This window comes from Paenibacillus hemerocallicola (assembly GCF_006265175.1).
Lineage (GTDB): Bacteria > Bacillota > Bacilli > Paenibacillales > NBRC-103111 > Paenibacillus_AB > Paenibacillus_AB hemerocallicola.
This window is the reverse complement of sequence record NZ_VDCQ01000007.1, coordinates 29804-52172: the sequence shown is the minus strand read 5'-3', so window position 1 is coordinate 52172 and position 22369 is coordinate 29804. Positions and strand designations below refer to the sequence as shown.

The window sequence follows — 22369 nt, the reverse complement described above, 5'->3', positions numbered from 1 at the left end:
GAGTATCCCCATGCAAGGGAAGAGGGGAATGAACGTTAGAACCTTTAGTTCAACATATAGGATAGAAAAGAACTTATTTACAAAACGGTATTGTTGTTATATATTTTACTTAGTAAATTATTTAAAGGGGATTACCCTTGATTAATTTCCGTGGTGATTTAAATTGGGCGAGCCGCAGCGCTCGGCAACGAAAGGAGCGATCGCATTGCAACAGCTGAGGGGAGCATTTCGCAAAGTGCTCATGACTCCCGATGAAATTGCGCCTTTGCAGGGCTACGATCCGAACGTCCACATCGCCGATCCGGAGACGGATATTTTGGACGATTTGTATGCGCGCGTTGTCGTGCTTGATGACGGAAAGCGGCGCAATGTCATTATCAGCGTGGACTGCTGCTTGGCAAACGAATCCGCATTTCAGGCAGCCGACCCTTCAGGCAAGGCGCCGATTTACCGTCACCTGCTGCAGACGTTCCCCGAGGGCACGAGACGGAATTGGGGGATGGCAGCGGGCGTCGGGGAGCAGTCGGTATCCGTTCACGCCACCCATACGCATAGCGCCCCCGAGCATTTCGGCCCGAAATATACGGCGAGAATAGAGCAGGCGATTCGGGAGGCGGCGAGCGAATTGCGGCCGCTGAGGGTACGGGCGGCAGCCGGGGAAACCGCGGTTTCGGTCAACAGGCGGCCGCGTCTGCAGCACAATGACGAGCTGCCGATCGACAGGTCGCTTCACGTCATCGTGTTCGAGGACGAGGGAGGCGGCTCCGTCGGAAGCATCGTCAATTGTGCCGTACACCCGACGCTGCTTCTGAATCCGATGAACCGGATTTCCGCCGAATTCGTCGGGCTCGCCGTGAAAGAATGGGAGCGGGAGTGCGGAGACGGCTTCGCGGCGCTGTTCATCCAAGGGTTCTCGGGCGATGTCGGGCCGTACGGCCATTACCGGAACGAACCCGGCGACACTTACCCGTGGGTTCGACGGCTCGGTCATGAGCTGTATATGGAAATCGCGGCGATCGCAGCCGCTGCCCGACAAACGCCGACGATCGCGGCGCTGCCGCTGGCAAGCGCGGAGCGGAAAGTCGACTTGCCGACGCGGGCCGGCTATTTCAAGCCGGTTATTCCCGTAACGCTGTACGGTCTCCGGATCGGAGAGCTGCTGCTCGTCTCCGCATCTTGCGAAGTATTTAACGGATACGTCGACATTCTTCGCCCGCGCTCTTGTGCGACATACACGTTATTCGCGGGGATTTCCAACGGGTATACCGGTTATTTGCCGACTGCCGAGGCGTTTCGCGACGGACTTGGCGGGTATGAGATGAATACGACGCCATATGACGCGGAAGCGGCGCCCGCATTCGTCCAAGCGGCCGGGCAATTGCTCGGCGAGCTGCGCCTGCACATATCAGACTTATAGGGAAAGGGGCCTTATCCGATTATGCAATCAGAAACCGAACATAAGCCCGTCCGCACGAAACCATGGAAATTCGGAATGCTCAGCACCGAGGAGTTCGGGGAAGCAGAGAAGGAACTCGTGCTCGGCGTGTTGGAGAAGAAGCGGGTGTTCCGCTTTCTCGGCTCCGACAAGGAGCAATCCGAGGCGTACCGGCTGGAGCGGCTGTACAGGGGGCGTACCGGCGCGAAGCACGCGCTGGCCGTCAACTCCGGAACTTCCGCGCTAGTATCCGCTCTGATCGGGGCGGGAGTCGGGCCCGGGGACGAGGTGATCGTGCCTGCTTACACGTATATTGCCACGGCGGCGGCCGTACTGATCGCAAGGGCGGTACCGGTCATCGTGGAAGCGGACGATTCGCTGACGATGGACCCGCAGTCGTTCGAGGCGGCGATTACGCCGTACACGAAGGCGGTCATTCCCGTTCACATGCGCGGCGTACCATGCCGCATGGACGAGATTATGGAAATCGCCGGGCGACGCGGCATCCTCGTCATCGAGGATGTGGCGCAAGCGAACGGGGGCTCCTACAAAGGCCGGCCGCTCGGATCGTTCGGCCGCGCGGGCTGCTTCAGCTTCCAGCAATACAAGCTCGTTACGGCGGGGGAAGGCGGCTTGGTCGTCACGAACGACGACACGTTATACGCGCGGGCGAACATTTACCACGACTCCGCCTTCGTCTATTGGGACATGAATGCGGATAACGTTCAGCCGCCGTTTGCCGGGGAAAACTACCGGCTGAGCGAGATCAATGCTGCGCTCGCGCTAGCCCAGTCGGGGCGGATCGATACGATTGTCTCCAAGCTGCGGCGGATCAAAGCGACCATTACGGCAGCAATTCTCGATTTGCCGCAAATCCGGCTTCAGGCGATTCCCGACCCGCAGGGCGACGTGTCGTACAGCCTGGTCTTTTATTTGCCTACGGCCGACGAGGCAATGCAGTTTTCGCATTTGCTGTCGCGGGAAGGCATTCCGAACGGTACGATCGGCAATAACGGCTTCGCCGACCGCCACATTTACAAAAATTGGACATATGTGATGGAGAAGCGGGGAGCATCCGAGCGGGATACGCCGTGGAACTGCGCGAGCTACAAAGGAAACGTGCAATATTCTCCGGAGATGTGTCCGATTACGCTCGACTGGCTGGGTCGGGCCATTACGATCGGTCTGCACCAGCATATGTCGGAGGAAGACTGCGACGACGTCATTCGGGCGATTCGCAAAACGGCGGCCTCCCTATGAGAGAGTCGATCCGATTCGAGAGAGGTGAACGAAATGACGAGCAGGCTAAGAGCGGCGTTCGGTAAAGTGAAAATTACGCCCGAGGAGCACTCGCCGCTGCAAGGGTACGATACGACCGCGAATATCGCCGATCCCGCCAGGGACATTCTCGACGACATTTATGCGAGAATCGTCGTGCTCGACGACGGTCTTTCCAGACAAATCGTAATCAGCACCGACAGTTGCGTGACGTGCGAGGTTCCGTTTCTCGCCGTGAACCCGAGGGATGCGGCCAGGTTCAACTATTTTCCGGCCTCGTTCGCCGAAGGAACGAGAGCGGCGTGGGGGAAAGCAGCAGGGGCCGAGGAATCGTCCGTTACGGTCATAGCGACCCATACGCACAGCGCTCCCACCTATTTCAACCGCAAATATACGTCGAGAATAACCGCCAAAATCAAAGAAATGTTGCAAGAGCTAAGGCCCGTTCGTGTGAAGGCCGCCACGGGGAAATGCACCGTCTCGGTCAATCGGCGGCCCTTTCTGCAGCATAACGATTCGCTCGCGATCGACCGCTCCTTGCACGTGCTGGTGTTCGAAACGGAGGAGAGCGAACCGCTTGGGGCGATGGTGAACTGCGCCGTTCACCCGACGCTGCTTATGAACACGTTCGGGCGAGTATCGGGCGAGTTTGTCGGACTGGCGATGAACGAGCTGGAGGAGCGGTACGGCGGCGGATTCGTTTCGCTGTTTATTCAAGGCTTTTGCGGCGACGTCGGTCCGGTAGACCATTATAGAACGGAGAAGGAAGATACTTATCCGCACGTCCGAGCGATGGGGCACCGATTGTTCGGAGACATCGTAAGGACCATCCCCAGCTTGTCCGCAATCGGCGGACTGCCTCTTCGAAGCGCCGAGAAGACAGTCCGATTGCCGACCCGCGAAGGCTATTATATGCCTTCCTGCAGCATGACGCTGCACGGTTTGAGGATTGGGCAGGCGGTGCTGATATCCGTATCCGGAGAAATATTCAATGGCTTCGTCGGACCGATTGCGCGCGAATCCCCTTTTCCGTACACGCTCTTGTCCGGTCTCGCCAACGGGTACAGCGGTTATTTGCCGACGCTGGCCGCGTTTCACGACGGGCTGGTCGGATACGAAGTCAACACGACCCCGTACTCGGACCGGGCTTGCGAGATGTTTACCGATCAAACGGCGGAGCTGCTGAGGCATTTGCACGAGTACCGGCCTGTTGCCGCTTCGAAGTAATATACCACCGAACAAGGGGGCGTTTCATGAATGCCGGGCAAACAAATGAAAGCGCTTTTGTTATGGCTTGCCGTGTCGATGCCGATAGCCGCCTGCAGCGCCGGAACGACGGCGACGGATAAGGAGGATGCTCCATCCGATCGTTCGACCGCAAAAACTCCGGCCATCGACAAGCCGACGGAGCTGACGCTTTACCACCCTTGGGGCATGACGCAGCAGCTGTTCATGGAAACCGAAGGAAAATATGTCGTCAAGAAATACCCGAATCTGACGTTCAAGGTGCTCAACCGGTCGAACGGAACGCTGGAGGAACTGGTCGCCTCCGGGACGAAGATCGATCTCGTATATGCCACGGAGACCGAGCTTTACTTACTGAAGCAATTCAATCTGGACTCGGACGCGTCCGATCTGATCAAGCTGTACGGATACGATCTCGACAAGGTAGAACCGGCCGTCGCCAATTATATCAAGACATATAACGGGGGCAAAATACCTGCTCTTCCGACACAGTTGCAAACGCTTGCATTGTATTACAACAAAAGCTTGTTCGACAAGTTCGGGGTTCCTTACGCGACGGACCGGATGACCTGGGATCAGTTGTACGACCTGTCCAGGAAATTGACGAGATCAGACGGCGGAGTCGTGTACAGGGGCTACGCGGACGGCGCGATCAACAATTCGTTCCGGTTCAATCCGTTCTCCATGCCGCTTGTAGATCCGCTGACGAATAAAGCCGTATTTGACAACGATCGGATGAAACAATATTTGGATCAATTGATCCGGCCTTTAACGATACCGGAATACAGCCCGCAGAGCGATACGATCAACAACAACAAGGCGAGGGATATGTTCCGCAAAGAGCAGACGCTGGCCATGGTCACGATGATGACTACGGATTTTCCGAGAGCGAGCACGGGGGATACGGTCAACTGGGCTGCCGTTTCGTATCCGACCTTCAAGGATCTCCCGGGGGTCGGGCCGCAGCCGGAAATCATTATGTGGTACGTCACCTCTACCAGCGGCAACCGGGAGGCGGCTTTTTTGGCGGCTGCCGAGATGACCTCGGTACACGTTCAAACCGAGCTATTCAAGGAGGGCTCGATTACGATCCTGAAGGACAAATCCGGCTTGGGCACGTTCGGCTCCTCCTTGCCCGATCTGAGCGGGAAAAACGTTAAGGCGCTGATCCCGGACAAGTATGCGGAGAAATCGCCGTACTCCCGGTATGCGCCGACGGCGGCCGGGCAGCTTGTCGGCGTTTACGTCCAATCGGCTCTCGGGACGAAAGATCGGAACACGTCTTTCAGGGAAGCGGTTGAACGTACGGACAAAGCGATCGAGCAAAGCATCAGCACGAAGTAACGCGCAGCCGCCGCACAGCTTCCCCTAATACAATTTAAAGGGAGGATTCGTATGGATACCAACAAGGAAACCGGGAATGGACCTATCGAGCGGACGGATGAAGAATCGGGAGCAAAAATAAGCCGCAGAAGTTTGCTGACGTCTATCGGCATGGCGGGCGTTGCAGTCGTATCCGGAGGGCTGATCCACGAAAGCTTGGCCGGCGGTTTGAACGGAGCGACGACGGTTACGGGGGAGGTATACAAGCTGAAACGAATCACGGGCTGCGAGGAGCCTATCCTGGACGCCGATTGCGTCGCCTTCCGCCGCTCCGGCGAATCGCCGGAGCGAACAGTCGGCGAAGCTTTGCGCGATACGGTCAGCTTGAAAGATTTCGGGGCGCAGTGCGACGGCATAGCCGACGATACGGCCGCTTATGCGGCGATGCGCGGACATTTGGGCAGCGGACCGTTTATCGTGCCGTCGGATTCGCTCATTGGCGGACGTATACTTCCCGCCGGCGCTTATTCGCTTACGCGATCCGACTTTGCCGATATCGGCACGGACAACAAGGTGGCGAACCCGACGTTCGCCAGCTCTGCCGCGGGCTGGACGCTCGGCGGATTTGCCGCAGCCGCCGGGCCCGACCGGATCACGCACCTTGTTGCCGGCGCATCCAGCGCCAAAACGACCGTTTTCGCGGAACGCCGTACCGTGTACCTGCTGCGCGTAAAATTGATCACAGCAGCGGACGGCGTCATCAATTTCCGGCTGGGCAACAAAGACTTGTACGGTCCCGAGAAGCTGTATCAGGAAAACGGCGTGACGGTGGCGGGCGCATACATGTCCGCAGCCGTTATGCCGAACGGCACCGGAGCCGAGCAGCTCAGGCCGATCAGCGCCTCCGTCTGGTCTTACGCCTGGCTGACGAATAATACGGTAGACGGAGCGAACCAGTCGGGCAACGTCACCCTGGAAATATCCACCGGGACCCATTCGACTTGGCGCGGAGAAATTCTCAGCGTCGAGCTGATCAAAATCGCCAAGCCGCTCGTTTCCGGCCTGGGCCTAGTCGGTCACGACGATTCCACGCTGCTGGACCAATGGGGCGTCAAAATATCGAACGGCAACTACGGTACTGTCGGTCTCGGAGATCACCAGACGCTTCAACTCATTAACGGCGACGGCAAAACGACGTCGGAGGGGGCGCACAATGTAGCGATCGGCGCCCGGACGTTGGCGAGCACGATCGACGGAGACGAAAACACCGCAGTCGGCGACATGGCGATGCAGTTCTGCGAAGGATCCGGCAACACGGCGATCGGCTACAGCGCGCAGAAGTTCGGCCAGAAGGGGATGGAGAACACTTCGATCGGCTACAAAACGTTGACTACCAACGTTTGCGGGATCGCGAACACGATCGGCGGATTTCGCTCGGCCGCTTTTAACATAACCGGCAGCTATAATTCCGCGTGGGGCTGGAAATCGCTGGAGCGAAACAAGGATGGCAGCTACAATGTGGCGATCGGGTATATGGCCGGCTTCAATATCGGCAGCGTCGGGAATGTCGCGATCGGATCGATGAGCGGCCCGCATATTGGCGGGGGAGGTCCTTATTCCTATACGGGCTCCACCAGCGTCGGACACGAGGCCAAGGCTTACGGCAGCTACAGCGTGGCGCTGGGCGCGCAAGCGCAGGTCGGTTCGTATAACCCGGCAACCAATGTCACGACAGCGTATTCCAATTCCGCGGCTATCGGATATCAGGCGGCGGTGAGCGGCTCCAATCAGGTTCAATTGGGCAACAGCGGCACGACGACTTATGTATACGGAACCGTCCAGAACCGTTCCGACGAGCGCGATAAGGCGGATATCCGCGATACGGCGCTCGGGATCGAGTTTATTCTCGGCCTGCGCCCGGTGGACGGCCGCTGGGATTTGCGCGACGACTACCGGGTTACCGATGCGAACGGCAATACGACCGAATATCCGAAGGACGGCTCGAAGAAGCGTTCCCGGTATCACCACTGGTTCATCGCTCAGGAAGTCAAGGCATTGTGCGACAAGCTGGGCTTCGACTTCGGAGGGTATCAGGATCATCGGATCGGCGGCGGCGAGGATGTGCAGACGCTCGGGTACGACGAGTTTATTCCGCCGGTCGTCCGCTCGATTCAGCAATGCTGGGAGCGCCTCGAGCGATTGGAGGAGCGTCTCGCGAAGGCGGGGCTGTAGTTTTGCCGTACGAACAAAAAGGGGGATATACGCAATGGCGAGCAAACAATTGGCGGGAGCGCTGCTGGGCGCGGCTCTTCTTCTGTCCGGATGCGGAACGGGCAAGGAGGCTCCGGCAGCCGGGAACGATCCGGCTCCGATTCCGAAGGATCCGGTCGATCTATCCGTCTACTTTCCTTTTCCGGCGGATTGGCCCGAGGAGGAGTTCATGAAAACGTTCGGCCAGCCGATCATGAGCAAGTTTCCGCACATCAAGATCAACTATTTGGCCGGCGGCAAAATTCCGGAGCTGCTGGCAGCGGGGCAGACGATCGACATTTTGTTCGCTTCCATCGGAGCAAGTCCGACCCATTTGATCGAGAACAAGCTGGAATACGATATTACTCCGCAGCTCAAAACGTTTCAATACAATCTGGGTCAGCTCGAGCCGACGATGGTGGACATCGCGAAGCAGCTCGCCGGCGGGAAGGGGATGTACGGGCTGCCGGTCTATACGCCGCCTTCCGCGATCTACTACAACAAGGACATCTTCGATAAATTCGGCGTCCCGTATCCGAAGGACGGCATGACCTGGGATCAGTTGTACGATCTCGGCAAAACGCTTACCCGCACCGATGCCGGGGCGGCTTATTACGGATTGGGATCGTCCCACGGCCATCTGGCGATGATGAACCAGCTCTCGATTCCCCTCGTGCTGACGGATTCCAAAAAATCGACGTTCGACACTGACCCGAGATGGAATGCTTTCGCCGATAATTTGATCCGGTTCTACAAGCTGCCCGGCTTTGCCGGCATCCAATCGAAGCAAATATCGGAGCCGCACGAACGGAATCGTTTCTTCAAAGACCGGACGGTGGCGATGTTCCTCGCCCTGACCGCGCTGCATACGCCTCAGGAGCTCGGGAACCTGAACTGGGATTTGGCTTCGTTTCCGGTGTTCAAGGATAAGCCCGATGTCGGGCCGCAGGCGTACCCGACCTATTTTTTCGTAACGTCGATGAGTCCGCACAAGGACCAGGCTTTCGAAGCGATCGCTTATTTGACGAGCGAGGAATACCAGGCGGCGCGGCTGAAGGAGGGCAAGTTCCTGACTGCCTCGAGCAACAAATCGCTCCGGCAAACGTTCGGTCAGAACAATCCGGTGTATGCCGGGAAAAACGTCAAGGCGTTCCAGCCGGACAAATACGCTCCGGCCGGCTCGGTAAACAAATATAACGGAAACGCGATCGGCGAATTCAACACCGTCATAAAGGACATCGTGTTCGACAATAAGGACGTGAACACGGCGCTTCGCGAAGCGGCCGAACGGGTCAACAAACAAATTCAGGCGATCGAGGCAGCGACGGCCAAGCCGTAATTGAATTTGAGGCTTGCCCGGCCGACGGGCGCAAAAAAAGGCCCCTTGTCAACGGGACAAGGGGCTTCACCAAAAGGTTTATATTAAAAAGGGGGTCTTGCTATCTATAATACCCCGTTTACGTTATGGGAACATAACAGAAATATTTCATTTGTGTAACAAAAATGCGGGCCGACTCACTGAGTACGGAAGGCATTACTCCGTTAGCGTTACAGCTCTACCGCGATCCGCTGCTTTTGACGGAAAAACACCCATTCCTTGTAGCCGATGCTTTTCAGTAAGCGCTTCACTTCCTCGAACTCGTCTCCGACCCGTCCGGGAACGTGGGCGTCCGAGCCGAATGTAACGGAGACGCCGTAATGGTGGGCGCGCTCGAGAATGTCGTTCGCCGGATACCAGCCGCCGCAATCTTTCATTTTGCCGGACGTATTGATCTCGATCGCCATCTTGTTCTGGCCGATGATGCGGAGCGTTTCCTCGATCGCCGCCGTTTGAATGCCGGAAAATTCGGGATAGTATGCTTTCATCGCGTCGATATGGCCGAGAATCTGAAACAGGCCGCTTTGCGCGGACTGGCGGATCAAATCGTAATACAATTCCTTTTGCCGCAATTTCTCGGCGTCCTTCATATGCTTCCAGCGGTTTTTGTTAAAGATGCTGATCCCGTCCGATTTGTGCACCGATCCGATTACATAGTCGAACGGATATTGCTCGTAAATTTTTGCGTATGTGTCGATATGCTCGGGGAAAAAGTCCGATTCCACCCCGAGCAGTACCTCGATCCGGCCCCTGTATTCCTCTTTCAGCTTCAATACTTCCGACACGTAGCGCGCGAATTCGCTTTTGGCCATGGCGATGCCGGGCCAGGGCTGTTCCTCCGGCTCCGCGAAATACGGCGAATGGTCCGATATGCCGATAACCTGTAAGCCCTGTGCGACCGCCGAGTCGATATAGTCGCGGATCGTTCCTTCGGCATGTCCGCATCGGTCGTGATGGGTATGCAAATCGAATTTCATGTTGCGTCCTCCTATATGTTTTGCCGAGCAAAACTTGCATCGTAACCACTACGTTGCCTATTGCCTTATTGTATCCAAACGGACCGCGGCTCACTCCGCGCGCGTACCTTCCGCCTTATTCCGAGCCGAGGAAATTTGTTTCGGGCATGCCTTTCAAGTCCTGCAGAAACTGATGCATCGCCGAATTCATATATTTGCCGGCCTTCGTAATGACGCCGATCGGGTGGGTGAGCTCCAACTCGTTCACTTGAATCATCTTCAGCGTGCCGAGGCGCAGCTCGCCCGCGATCGACAGCTTCGAGATGATGGCCGCCCCGAGGTTCAGCTCGACCATCCGCTTCACTTCCTCGCTGCTAGACAGCTCCATGACGATCGGCGGCTCGATTTTATAGTTGTGGAACACTTGATCGGCGAAGCGTCTGCCTGCCGTCTCCGGCGACAGCATAATGAAAGGAATGTCCTTCAGTGCGTCAACCGTCGTATGCGACAGCCTGGCGAGCGGGTGCATCGGCGATACGACCAGCTCGAACGTGTCGTAATACAGGATGGACGTCTCCAGACCGGGATGCTTCTCGAACAAATAGCCTATGCCGATGTCGAGCGTTCCGTTGTCTACGCTGGCCATAATTTGCGACGAAGTCATCGAGTGGATCGACGTTTTGATCAGCGGGTATTGGTTTTGAAAATACGAGAGCACCCGCGGCAATATTTGCATCGCGATCGACGTCGTCGTGCCGAGATGAATATGGCCCTGCGGCGTATGGTTCAGGTCGTCCAGCCTTTGCTTCAGGTCTTCGACCGTCTGCAGGATGCGCTCCGCATGCTCCAGGAACACCATGCCGCTGTCCGTGAGCGTCACCGGCTGGTTGCGATCGACCAGCACCGTCCGGAATTCTTCCTCCAGGCTTTTGATTTGAGCGGATACGGCCGGCTGCGTCAAATTGAGCAGCTCTCCGGCTTTGCGGAAGCTCATCGTTTTGGATATGGTCACCAGCGTTTCCAACTGGTTGATGTTCACGGCAACTCTCCTTTCCGTGAGACCCGGCTTGGCAAATCGTCAGCGATTTGCTGTCGGCCCCGGTGCGTTTCTCCTCAGTTTTCGGGGAGGAATATTTATTAGAATGGGTTTAAGTGCGCTAAAGCGATACAGCTATGGAGCAATGCTTCGATATAGAATACAGCGAATTTTTGATTCGAGCAAGGCAACCCTTTAATCGCCTAAGCCGGTATTGCAAATAAATAGTTCGAGCAGATCCTCTTCATAATTATCGAAGCGCCTCGTTGCACGCAATAAGATCTGTGGTGTCCGTTATCCTGACCATTCCTCTCGAATAGTCACCGCATAGCCGCAGCTAGCCGCTTACTTCGCGGCCGCCGGCTCGAACAATTCCAGCCATTCCCCGTCGGGTCCGTAAAAAAACCGGTATCTCGCCCCATTCGGAAGCGTCGTAATGTCCGGGTCGATAAACGTGATGCCGAGCTTGTCGATTCGCTCGATTTCCGCATCCAGGTTGTCAACCGTGAAGGCGATATGGTGCACTTTGCCTTCGGCCGGCAGCCCCCCGTTATAGCCTTCGACCAGCTCCACCTGGGTTTCCTCCGCTCCGGGAGTGCCGAGAAAGGCCAGCTTGACCGTTCCGTTGCCGTGATCGAGCGAGCCCAGCAGCACAAGCCCCAGGACGTCCCGATAGAAGGCGATCGAGGCTTCCATGTCTTTTACCATAATGCCCACATGTTCGATTTTGCGTACTGCCATTGTAAGATGTCTCCTCCCGATAAAGCAAAAATCAGTCCGCAGACTGTTCCGTAAGTCGTCTCGTCTATTGTACCTTTAACGGGTCGGCAGGAAAAGTGCCGGCTAGAAAACATTTCCTAAAATCATCTTGAAACTTACTCAAATTTGAATATAATAATTTGTGTATATGGAAATAATCCGAACCTAAATGAGGGATGAAGCGAAATGAATCCGAACCGATCCAACATGAAGCTTACGATCGTCGGGCTGATGCTCGGCCTGCTGCTGGCGTCGCTCGATCAGACGATCGTGTCGACCGCCATGCCGACGATCATGGGCGAGCTGGGCGGCCTGGACAAATTCGTCTGGGTGTACTCGGCCTACTTGATCGCCAGCGTCACGGCGATGCCGATCTTCGGCAAGCTGTCCGACATGTACGGCCGCAAGCTGTTTTATTTGTCGGGGTTGACCGTGTTTATGATCGGCTCCGCCTTATGCGGTACCGCGGACTCCATGCTGCAGCTGATCATTTACCGCGCCATTCAGGGGATAGGCGGCGGAGCGCTTATGCCGATTACGTTTACGATCGTATTCGACATTTTCCCGCCGGAGAAACGGGGCAAGATGCAAGGACTGTTCGGCGCGGTTTTCGGCATATCCAGCGTATTCGGACCGCTGGCGGGCGCTTATTTCACCGATTACTTGAACTGGCGCTGGTGCTTCTACATCAACCTGCCGCTCGGCATCCTGTCGTTCATCCTGCTTCTGCGCGCTTATCACGAATCGCTCAGTCACCGGAAGCAGCGCATCGACTGGCTCGGTACCGTGACGCTGGCCGCAGCGGTGTTGGCCATTATGTTCGCGTTGGAGCTGGGCGGCAAGGAATACGCCTGGGGATCGTGGCAAATCGTCTCGTTGTTCGCCGCGTTTGCCGTCTTGTTCGTTCTGTTCCTTGTGACGGAGACGAAGGTGGCGGACCCGATCGTACCGCTCGGACTGTTCCGCAACCGATTGTTCTCGTCGAGCATGGGCATCAGCTTTTTGTACGGGGCGATCATGATTGCGGGAGCTTCCTATATTCCGCTGTTCATCCAAGGCGTTTTCGGAGGCTCGGCGACCAACTCGGGCACGGTCTTGACGCCGATGATGCTGGGGGTTGTCGCTTCCAGCGCCATCGGCGGCCGGTTTATCGGGAAGCTGTCTTACCGCAATATTATGATCGGATCGGGTGTGCTCATTTTGGCTGCGGTCATTCTGCTCGGCACGATCGATATCGAAACGCCGCGCTGGATCATAACGTCCTACATGGTGTTGATGGGACTCGGCATCGGGGTAGCATTTCCGGTAACGTCGATTTCTTCCTTGCATAAAGTGGAGGCGAACCGCCGCGGAGTCGTCAGCTCGCTCGTCGGCTTCTTCCGGACGATCGGCTCGGCTATCGGAGTAACCGTGTTCGGCTCGCTGCAGAACGACGCGCTCCGTGATAAAATGGCGGCTATAGCCGACCCGGCGTTTGCCGACAAAATTCCGAACGCTCAGGTGCTGCTGCAGCCGGAGGTGAAGAAAACGATTCCGGAGCCCGTGCTCGACAAGCTGATCGCGGCGCTCGCCGACTCGATCGCTTACGTGTTCCAATGGTCGACCTTGTTCGTCATCCTCGCCGTCGCGCTGATCCTGCTGATGGGGAAGGCGAAAATGGAGGTCGGGAAACCGTCGGTAAAAACGGAACCGGCACCGTCATCGCACGTATAACCTATTCAGGTGATGCAAAGTGTCGATGAGACTCGTCATATTGGGCTTATTGATGGAAGGCGACAGCCATCCGTACGAAATCCGGCAAAAAATGATCGAACGGGAAATGCACCGGTTCATGAAGATGAAGGACGGCTCGCTCTATTACGCGATCGATCAGCTCAAGAAGGACGGCATGATCGAGACGGTCGAAGTCGTGCGCGATTCGAACCGGCCGGACAAGACGATATACCGGATCACGGAAGCGGGAAAAGCATCGTTCCAGACATTGCTGCTGGAGCAAATGGAGGCCGACGCGCCATATCATCATCCGATGCATACGGCTCTGCCGTTCTGCCATTACGGCGATCCGATGCAGATCGCCGCGGTGCTCAGGCGCAAGCTCGAGCTGGTCGAGCAAAGAACGGAACGGATGAGGCAGGTGTACGAGGAGCACATTCCGATCGTGCCGCGCGGGGTGCTTCACCTGATGATCAGCGGGTACGAGCATGGCTTGACCACCGCCGACTGGCTGAGGAGACTGATACGCGATGCCGAGGACGGACGATTATACGAAATCGGGACGCCGATCGAGGCATATCCGCCGTCCGGGACGAGCCCGGATGCAGGCGGTCGGGATCCGGAGAATAGTTAGCGTGAAGCGAGGAAGAACGATACTTGCGGGGATCGTTCTTTTTTGTTGCGCGGAAACCGAGGCCAATCGGAACATCAGTACTCCGGCTGAGCTGATAACGTCGGTATGAGCACTATTGGACGGCTGGGGGGAGAATTTCGCGGGGATAAGGTTGGAATGTGCACTATTGCACGCGTTCAAGCCCATTTTGACGGCTTTTGTCCCTGCTGCTGAGCTGATAACGTCGGTATAAGCACTATTCGACGGCTGGGAGGAGAGTTTCGCGGGGATTAGGCTGGAATGTGCACTATTGCACGCGTTCAAGCCCATTTTGACGGCTTTTGTCCCTGCTGCTGAGCTAATAACGTCTGTATGAGCACTATTGGACGGCTGGGGGGAGAATTTCGCGGGGATAAGGCTGGAATGTGCACTATTTATGAATTCTATATTTGCAACGAAAATCGACAAATCTACGAATTTTCGTCTAGTATAAGACTTTTGTCCTAGATTTCCAGCGTGCTATAATGAGGGGGCATGGATGATTATTCCTGTTGAATCGACAAATTAGGACGACGGAGGCTGTATACGTGGGGAATGCGAGTTCGATAAAATACAAAATCATATGGCCGGTGTTGATCGTGATCTGTCTCGTATCGGCCGCGATGGGATGGATCAATTACCGGGAAACGGCCGACAGTATCCAGCGCAAAGGATTCGCTGCACTCGAGGTTGCGATGATCGGCATAGAGAACGCCTTGTATGCGCGCAAGACGGCGGAGGAGGTCATGGAGAAGGAGATGATCGGCCAGGCCGCTCTTATCTCCAATTTGGTGGAGAGAGGCTTGAACTACGAGCAAATATCCGCACTGGCCAAGCGCGCCGGCATCGACGATATTTGGGTGACCGACGGCAAGGGAGAGGCGATATTGACGAATGCCGGTCCGGACGTCAAATTCAACTTCGCAGCCGATCCGAAGCAGCAGGCGTACGAGTTCATGGAGCTGATCTCCAAGACGAAGGAGACGGTCGTGCAGCCGGCACAACCCCGAACGATCGATCCGAAGGTGTACAAATATGTCGGAGTCGGCGGCTGGACTGCGCCGCGCATCGTCCAAGTCGGCCGGGACGGCGCCAAGCTGACCGAGCTGGAGAGCAAGATCGGCGCCAAGCCGCTTATCATGGAGCTGAAGGAACGCGTCGGAGACGAGGTGCTGTTCGCGGGTATCGTGAATGCTGACGGAAGCCTCGTATTTGCCAGCGACGAGTCGGTTCGGCAGTTGGATGCGCCTATCGGAGAGCTTGCCAAGACGAGCTTGCAATCCAAAGAACGGCTATCCGAGGCGTCCTCTTACGATTCCCGAAAGGCGACGTACTACGTATCCCCACTGAGCAGCGGGCAAGGGCTCGTACTGGCCATGTCGACCGAGGTGCTAAACCGCATTTTGTGGAAAACCGTTCTGTGCGTAGCGCTCGCCAGCCTGATCAGCGGAGCGGTGCTGTTTCTCGTTGTCGGGCGCCAGTTCCGCCGCTTGGACGGGCTGAAGACCGCGATGAACGAGCTGAGTCAAGGCGAAGGCGATTTGACGCGGCAGCTTCCGGTCGGCTCCAAGGACGAGGTCGGCGAGTTGTCCGCGGCGATGAACCGCTTTATGGGCAAAATACGGGCTATCGTCACCGAAGTGAAGGGAACGACCGGGAACAGTACGCGGGAGGCGGACGATATCGACCGGCTCTCGACCCGGACTATGGAAATTTCCCGCGAGATGAATTCGACGATGGAGCAGGTTGCCGAAGCGACGGCCCGCCAAGCGGTAGAAGTAGAGCAAGGACTGAACAGCGTGCACGAGCTTGCCGGCATTATCGATATATACCGGAGGCAAACCGCCGTGCTGGAGGAAAGCAATCGCGAGCTGCGGCATAACGGGGAAAGAGGCGGCGAAGCGGTGGGCGAGCTGATCGAATCGATCGGCGAAAATGCCGGAATCGTGCGCGACGCGGGCCTCAGTCTGGAAAAGCTGCGCAAGGAGCTCGAATCGGTCGGCGAGATGGCCGAGGCGATAACGGCGATCTCCCAGCAGACCGGGCTGCTGGCGTTGAATGCTTCCATCGAAGCGGCGAGGGCCGGGGAGCACGGCAAAGGGTTCGCGGTCGTGGCGTCGGAGGTTCGCAAGCTGGCGGACCAGGCGAACGATTCGGCCGAGCGGATCCGCGAGCTGCTCCATAAGGTGCATTTGTCCACGAACGAGACCGTCCTGGCGATGGATGGAGCCGTCCGCCAGACGGACAGCCAGGAGCGGTTCGCCGGCACGACGAGGGATGCGTTCGGCGCGATGAAGCTGGCGCTGGCCCAGATGGACGGATTGATCGGGGAGCTGTCGGGCGGCATGGCGCGGATGGAAGAGAAGAAAAACGGCATCGTGGAAATGATCGAGGCGATATCGGCGGCGTCCCAGCAAACGGCGGCGAGCTCCGAGGAAATATTGGCTGGCGTCGATTCGCAGCTGCGTCAAATCGAGGAGATGAACGGAAAAGCCCGGCTGTTGAACCGCCATATGAGCCAGCTTCAGGCGGAAGTGAATTTGTTCGAGGTATAGGCAAGCTTCGAGGAAAAGGACCTCAGCCCCCTACTTTGTAGTGGAATCTGAGGTCCTTTCGTTTGAAAATTGGAACGTTCCCGTATCATGCCAACACTTTTGGGACAGCTCTTTGCGAGCAAATTCGGAACGGCCTGGTTTAGTAGGGCGTTTCAGAACTTCGCTTGACCGGAAGCAACCGCGCCATCGAGAAAACGGATGAAGAAGCCACTATGGGTGTACGGGCCAACGGGGCGCCGGAAGAAGGGAACGGAAACGGAAGCGGAACAAAAAGTTCCGCTATCCGCTTCCGAAGGCGGCAAAACGGGCTTTAACGGAACGATTTTTTCCTCTATTTCGTGAAAAAGCCGGTTTTACGGGACCCGAGACGCCGTTAGCGGAACTGATTGTTCCGCTAAGCCAATTTCGGAGTGCCGTGACGAAGAATAGCGGAACTTTTTGTTCCCTTTTGGCCCTCGAGCAAATAGCCGAGGAATGCGGATTCGGGAACGTATACTACTTTACCCGGGTATTTACGAAAGAGTACGGAATGCCCCCGGGAAAATATCCGAGAATAAAGCTGCAAGGATGATTGTCCCGTCATGTTCATTCCGCGAGCTTCAACCGCACCCAGAAACGGATCTCGTCTCCTTCGCATTCCGCCCAAATGTCGCCGCCGTGGTAATCGATAATACTCTTGGCGATGGCGAGACCGAGGCCGGAGCCGCCGGTTTCCGACGAGCGGGACGGGTCGATCCGGTAAAACCGGTCGAACAGCCGGTCCACGTCCTGCTGCGTAAGCGGCGTGCCGTTATTGCTGATGCGCACGGTGACATAGTCGGCTTCGCGGAACAGGAGCACCCGGATCGTTCCGGGCTTGCGGCTGTATTTGACCGCGTTCGTCAGCAGATTGTCGAACACCCGGATCATCTTGTCGGCGTCCACCGTTACTCTCAGCTTCTCGGGAGGGAAAGCGCGGACGATGCTCAGCTCGTTCTCCTCCGCATAGCTGACCATTTCCTCGAGCAGCTGCTCGAGCAGCTCGTTGATGCATACCGTATCGAGCTTCAGCGTGTCGCCCTTGTTGGAAAGCTTCGTATATTCGAACAGGTCGTCGATCAAGCTTTTCAGCTTCTCCGATTTGCCGTAGGCGATATTGACGTACGAGTCGGCTTGCGTATCCGATTCGTAATTTCTGTCCTTCAGCAGCCTCAAATAACCCATAATAAGCGTCAGCGGCGTGCGCAGGTCGTGCGAGACGTTCGTGATCAGCTCGTTCTTCGTCGCTTCCGCCCGGCGCTCCTCCTCGAGCGTCTGCTGCAGCTCGACCGTCATCCGGTTGATGCTGTCGGCCAGCGAGCCGAGCTCGTCCCGGCTTCTCGCGGGCACGCGGTAATGCAAATTCCCTTTGGAAATTTCGCGCAGTCCGTGGGCAAGCTCGCCGATATATTTCATTTTTCTTTTCGTAATCCAGAAGAACAGGAAAATAAAGGCGATAAAGGCGAGCAGCATGGGCATCGGGCTTTTGCCCCCCTTCATATAGACGATGCTGGGGGAAGGCATGCCGGACACTACCAGGTAAGCTTTCGCATTTTGCAAATCGAGCGGATAAAAGCTGGAATATTCTTGATTTTGATATCGTCTGTCGTTGATCCGCGCGTCCATCGCATTGCGGATGATGCTGTGCAGATCGACCTTGCTTTCGGTAGCGTTGGCCGATTTGAACAGGACTCTGCCGTCGAGATCGAGCAGCAATATTTTCATATTCGGATTCCACTGGTTGTATCTGGATATAATGTCGGTAATCCGCTGTTCCGAGGTTGCCACGGCCACGGCCGAGCCGCTGCGCCCCGATCGTTCCTCGGCGCTGTAGTCGTTGTTGATGTCGTTCAGGATCGACCGCGCCCTCGAATCGATTTCATGAACGCCGGCCGAATAATCGATCGTCGGGTATTGGTTGGCGTTGGCGAACAGCGGGCTTGTCGCGCTTCGGACGATCAGGGCGGCCAATACGCAGAAGACGAACGTCAGTATAAGCTGCATCCGGATGCTCGATTCGATGTGCCGATGTACGAACATGTACACGTCGCGAATAAATCCGAGCAGGACGGACACCCAGTGCATGGGGTTGAATAGCGACCTACTTTTCAATTTTGTAGCCGACCCCCCACACCGTTTTAATATATTTCGGCTGACGCGGCGTCGTCTCCAGCTTCTCGCGTATTTTGCGGATATGGACCATCACCGTATTGTCCGATTCGTAGAACGTCTCGTTCCACACCGACTCGTATATTTTCTCGATGCTGAAGACGAGTCCCCGGTTGCGGGCGAGCAGCTCCAGAATGGCGAATTCCCGCGGCGTCAATCGGACCTCGCGGCCTTCGACTCGCACCTCGTGCGTAGCGGTGTTGATGACGAGCTCGTCGATCTCGATTTCTTCCTCCAGCCGGGGCGCCGCGACGTTCAGCCGTTTGTAGCGGCGAAGCTGCGATTTGACTCTGGCGACCAGCTCGAGCGGGTTGAACGGTTTCGTCATGTAATCGTCCGCGCCGGTGCTGAGTCCCATAATTTTGTCCATATCCTGACTTTTGGCCGACAGCATGATGATCGGCATGTTCTTCTCCTCGCGGATGCGCATGCATGCCTGAATGCCGTCCATGCGCGGCATCATGATGTCGAGGATAATAAGGTCGACCTCGCGCTGCTTGAGCACATCCAGCGCTTCCGCGCCGTTGGAAGCCCGGAGCAGGACATAGCCTTCGTTCTTCAAATAAATTTCCAGCAAATCCAATATTTCTTTTTCGTCGTCAACAAGGAGCAAGGTCTCCTGTGCCATAGACAATCGTCTCCATTCGTAATCGTCGCGTTAAAAGGATACCATAGCAAGCTGGCATATTAAAACGGCTGAACCTCATTATAAAGGCCATTTCTTAAGAAACTTCAGTCCCAGTTCTTAAGTAATTCTTAAACCCATACAATTTATACAAAGGGACAAGGGGCGGGGAGGAATTCAAATTGCAGTTTTTTCTGCAGTTCGTGGCGGTGGTGCTGGGCAGCTCGGCAGTAGCTTTCGGGGTGGACGCCTTTCTGGCGCCGTATCGGCTTATCGACGGAGGGTTCATCGGAATCGGACTGCTGCTGAACTATCATTTCGGACTGCTGCCCGGATTGACGGTTCTGCTTATTAGCGCGCCCGTATTCGTCGGCGTGTTTTTTTACGATAAAGCGTTGTTTATGAACGGGATAAACGGATTGCTGGTCACCTCGCTGCTGATCGACCTGCTGTCTCCCGTCGCCGGATGGTTTCGGTTCGGCATGCCCGTGCACGCCCTTCTCGGCGGGTGGCTGATCGGAATGGGGGTAGGCACGATGCTGTCGTACCGGACGAACTCCGGGGGGACGGATCTGCTCGGTCAAGTCGTGGCCGACCGTACGGGCTTTCCCGCCGCGGTATTCATTTTGATGGTGGACGTCGCCGTGCTGCTGGCGGGACTGAGCGTAATCGGCTTCAATCGGACATTTTTCTCGCTCGTTACGATACTCATCGTGTTCGTGGCGACCGTTCGGTACTCGAGACGCAAGCCGTTAGGTCGAAGTATCCATATTTTTTTGAAAAAAAATTGACGAAATTTAGGTCGGAGGATCGAACGAAAAACGACACCCGGCGGGACCTTTCGGCATGAAAAGCATTCCCGCAGGGACGTTTGGACGATGACATCCTATATACAGGTTCAGGAAACTCGAGTATAATTAGAAAAAGTCCTTTTGCAGGTTTGCAGGACGGACGAGCTGCCGCGAGCATGCGGCCGTTTTTTGTGCCGGGAAGAAAATGGCGCCTATTACCCCAAAGGAATCGATAGTTTTGGAGAAATAGGGCCGGGAACGTGAAACTCCCAGAATTTTGTCGAAAGGGGACTCTATGTAATGAAGGCCGAGTACATCAACCCGTTTCTGGAGTCAGCGAGAATCGTACTGGAGCAACTGATCAACGTGCGTCCGACAACCGGGCAACTCGGTATTAAAGACGTCAAATTCGTGGAAAACCATATTTGGATCCAGATCGGGATGTCGGGACAAATGCAGGGCGACATCGTCTTCGGACTTCACGAGGATGTGGCGCTGAAGCTCGTATCCGCCATGATGGGCGGATTTTCCGTGACGCAGATGGACGAGATGTCCCAAAGCGCGATCTCGGAGCTGGGCAACATGATCAGCGGCAATGCCAGCACGATCCTGTACAATCAGGGGGTACGCGTCGATATTACCCCGCCGAAGCTGATTCAGACCGCAGCGGCCGCAGGCTTCACGCCTACGAAAGCGCTAACGATCCCGCTCATGATGGAGCATATCGGCCAGCTGGATATCAAAGTACTGATTTCGTAACGGCACCGTTTTGCGGAAATGTACATACTAGGCGGAGAGGGTGCGCAAGCAGCCTCTTTTTTCGTTAGCGGAAGGGGCAGGTATGCCGAGCAGGTCGAGCAGGTCGAGCAGGTCGAGCGAAAGGACGGGGATTGCATGAACGATTGGAACGGCAAAGTGGTGGCCATCACGGGAGCTTCCAGCGGAATCGGCGAGAGAACGGCGGTGCTTGTCGCCGGGCGAGGAGGCATCCCGCTGCTGATGGCCCGAAATCGCGCGAAGCTGGACGAAATCGCCGCACGACTGGGCGGACGGTGCGCGGCGTACGAGTTGGACGTGTCTTCGTCCGATTCCGTCGAAGCTGCGTTCAAGCTTGTCTACGAACGGCACGGCCGGGTAGACGTACTCGTCAATAACGCCGGCTTCGGGATATTCGAACGGTTCGAGCTCACCCGGCCCGAGCATTTCGAGAGCATGATGAACGTCAACTACATGGGTATCGTCCGCTGCACGAAAGCGGTGCTTCCGGCCATGCTCGCGGCGGGCGACGGGAACATCGTCAACGTCGCTTCCATGGCCGGGAAAATCGGCACGGCCAAATCGACCGGTTATTCCGCGACGAAGCATGCGGTGCTCGGACTGACCAACAGCCTGCGGCAGGAGTTGGCCGGAACGGGCGTTACCGTAACGGCGATCAACCCGGGACCGGTGGATACGCCCTTCTTCGACATGGCGGACCCGTCCGGCAGCTACGTGGCGAATGTCAAAAAGCTGATGCTTACGCCTGACCGCGTGGCCGGAGCGATCGTGCGCGCGGTGGAGCGGAACCGGGCGGAAGTGGATTTGCCGGGCATAGCCGGCTTCGGCGCCAAGCTGTTTCACTTGTTCCCGCGGACGTTCGAACGGGTGAGCCGACGGTTTTTCAATTTGAAGTGAAATAGAGGATCAGGCCGATAACGGACGCCCAGATCGGTAGACTGAACAAGGTGCCCCATACCAATCCGGCGATCGCATTGCCGTCTTTTTCATACATAGGGTCTTCACTCCCTTGGAAAGTAAATGTTCTACTTGTCAGTATGTTCGAAGACGTCGCATTCAAAACGTGCCGCGATCGTTGGAACGATATGGGACATGATATGCGAAAGGGACACATACGGTGCTCGGCTTGACCGGGCCGGAGGGAAGAGCTTGAATGGAAAGACACGAGCGAGGAAAAGGGACTGTCCCAAGAGGATCGAACCTGATGAGGAATCCCGAATAAATAGCGAAAAAACCTCCATCGCCAACTTGATGGAGGTTTATTTATGAGCCGATCATGGGCGTGCCTTACGGGCTGATCAGCTATGCGCGGATATCTGGCAAGATGGATTTCTCCAGACACGCCGCGTGGAACCATTCGAGGTCGGAAAATCGCCTTTGCAACGGCAAGCAGAGAGGCAATAAGTGAA

General features: G+C 56.3%; 18 protein-coding genes. 13 read left to right on the top strand and 5 right to left on the bottom strand.

Translation table 11 applies throughout. The annotated features are described in order from the left end of the window. Positions 1-205 precede the first annotated feature (205 nt). Genes FE784_RS07040 through FE784_RS07015 form a run of 6 tightly spaced genes read left to right on the top strand, consistent with a single transcriptional unit; the run spans position 206 to position 8870 of the window. Positions 206-1417 carry a hypothetical protein gene (locus FE784_RS07040; protein WP_139601436.1) on the top strand — a complete coding sequence of 404 codons (1212 nt, stop codon included), beginning with the start codon at positions 206-208 and terminating at the stop codon, positions 1415-1417. A 21-nt stretch (positions 1418-1438) separates the two neighbouring features. Continuing rightward, positions 1439-2695 (top strand): DegT/DnrJ/EryC1/StrS family aminotransferase, encoded by a 1257-nt coding sequence (locus tag FE784_RS07035; RefSeq protein ID WP_139601435.1) that lies wholly within the window; start codon positions 1439-1441, stop codon positions 2693-2695. Positions 2696-2728: 33 nt separating this feature from the next. Beyond that, on the top strand, positions 2729-3940 hold the full coding sequence (locus FE784_RS07030) for a hypothetical protein (RefSeq protein ID WP_139601434.1): 1212 nt from the start codon (positions 2729-2731) through the stop codon (positions 3938-3940). Positions 3941-3970: 30 nt separating this feature from the next. Beyond that, a complete protein-coding gene (locus tag FE784_RS07025) occupies positions 3971-5302 on the top strand; it encodes an ABC transporter substrate-binding protein (RefSeq protein ID WP_139601433.1) in 1332 nt (443 codons plus the stop codon). A gap of 51 nt (positions 5303-5353) precedes the next feature. Beyond that, positions 5354-7513 carry a tail fiber domain-containing protein gene (locus tag FE784_RS07020; protein WP_139601432.1) on the top strand — a complete coding sequence of 720 codons (2160 nt, stop codon included), beginning with the start codon at positions 5354-5356 and terminating at the stop codon, positions 7511-7513. A 34-nt stretch (positions 7514-7547) separates the two neighbouring features. Then, a complete protein-coding gene (locus FE784_RS07015) occupies positions 7548-8870 on the top strand; it encodes an ABC transporter substrate-binding protein (protein ID WP_176706010.1) in 1323 nt (440 codons plus the stop codon). Positions 8871-9079: 209 nt separating this feature from the next. Here the strand turns inward: FE784_RS07015 and FE784_RS07010 are convergent, their stop codons facing one another. From FE784_RS07010 to FE784_RS07000, 3 genes are all read right to left on the bottom strand, one after another. Next, positions 9080-9886, bottom strand: a complete 807-nt coding sequence (locus FE784_RS07010; RefSeq protein WP_139601430.1) for a histidinol-phosphatase — start codon at positions 9884-9886, stop codon at positions 9080-9082. Between the two features lie 115 nt (positions 9887-10001). After that, a complete protein-coding gene (locus FE784_RS07005) occupies positions 10002-10904 on the bottom strand; it encodes a LysR family transcriptional regulator (RefSeq protein ID WP_139601429.1) in 903 nt (300 codons plus the stop codon). Between the two features lie 342 nt (positions 10905-11246). Then, positions 11247-11642, bottom strand: a complete 396-nt coding sequence (locus FE784_RS07000; protein WP_139601428.1) for a VOC family protein — start codon at positions 11640-11642, stop codon at positions 11247-11249. Between the two features lie 204 nt (positions 11643-11846). On the opposite strand from FE784_RS07000, the gene FE784_RS06995 reads away from it, so the two are divergent. The 4 genes from FE784_RS06995 (at position 11847) to FE784_RS06980 (ending at position 17151) form a co-directional block, all read left to right on the top strand. Next, on the top strand, positions 11847-13373 hold the full coding sequence (locus tag FE784_RS06995) for an MDR family MFS transporter (protein WP_139601427.1): 1527 nt from the start codon (positions 11847-11849) through the stop codon (positions 13371-13373). A 25-nt stretch (positions 13374-13398) separates the two neighbouring features. Beyond that, positions 13399-14007: a PadR family transcriptional regulator gene (locus tag FE784_RS06990; RefSeq protein ID WP_342779077.1), complete on the top strand. Its 609-nt coding sequence runs from the start codon at positions 13399-13401 to the stop codon at positions 14005-14007. A 566-nt stretch (positions 14008-14573) separates the two neighbouring features. Next, complete coding sequence (locus FE784_RS06985) at positions 14574-16580, top strand: methyl-accepting chemotaxis protein (protein ID WP_139601425.1); 2007 nt, start codon at positions 14574-14576, stop codon at positions 16578-16580. Between the two features lie 415 nt (positions 16581-16995). Next, positions 16996-17151, top strand: coding sequence for a helix-turn-helix domain-containing protein (locus FE784_RS06980; protein WP_246131933.1), 156 nt, complete (start codon positions 16996-16998; stop codon positions 17149-17151). 14 nt (positions 17152-17165) lie between these two features. Here the strand turns inward: FE784_RS06980 and FE784_RS06975 are convergent, their stop codons facing one another. Then, positions 17166-18710 (bottom strand): HAMP domain-containing sensor histidine kinase, encoded by a 1545-nt coding sequence (locus tag FE784_RS06975; RefSeq protein WP_139601424.1) that lies wholly within the window; start codon positions 18708-18710, stop codon positions 17166-17168. Next, complete coding sequence (locus FE784_RS06970; RefSeq protein ID WP_139601423.1) at positions 18700-19395, bottom strand: response regulator transcription factor; 696 nt, start codon at positions 19393-19395, stop codon at positions 18700-18702. Before FE784_RS06970 ends, FE784_RS06975 begins: the two co-directional genes overlap by 11 nt. Positions 19396-19574: 179 nt before the next feature. On the opposite strand from FE784_RS06970, the gene FE784_RS06965 reads away from it, so the two are divergent. The 3 genes from FE784_RS06965 (at position 19575) to FE784_RS06955 (ending at position 21857) form a co-directional block, all read left to right on the top strand. Next, complete coding sequence (locus tag FE784_RS06965) at positions 19575-20183, top strand: YitT family protein (RefSeq protein WP_139601422.1); 609 nt, start codon at positions 19575-19577, stop codon at positions 20181-20183. A gap of 300 nt (positions 20184-20483) precedes the next feature. Then, entirely contained in the window at positions 20484-20942 is a 459-nt protein-coding gene (locus tag FE784_RS06960) for a chemotaxis protein CheX (protein WP_139601421.1), read from the top strand. 135 nt (positions 20943-21077) lie between these two features. Continuing rightward, positions 21078-21857 carry an SDR family NAD(P)-dependent oxidoreductase gene (locus FE784_RS06955; RefSeq protein WP_139601420.1) on the top strand — a complete coding sequence of 260 codons (780 nt, stop codon included), beginning with the start codon at positions 21078-21080 and terminating at the stop codon, positions 21855-21857. The last annotated feature ends 512 nt before the right edge of the window (positions 21858-22369 follow it).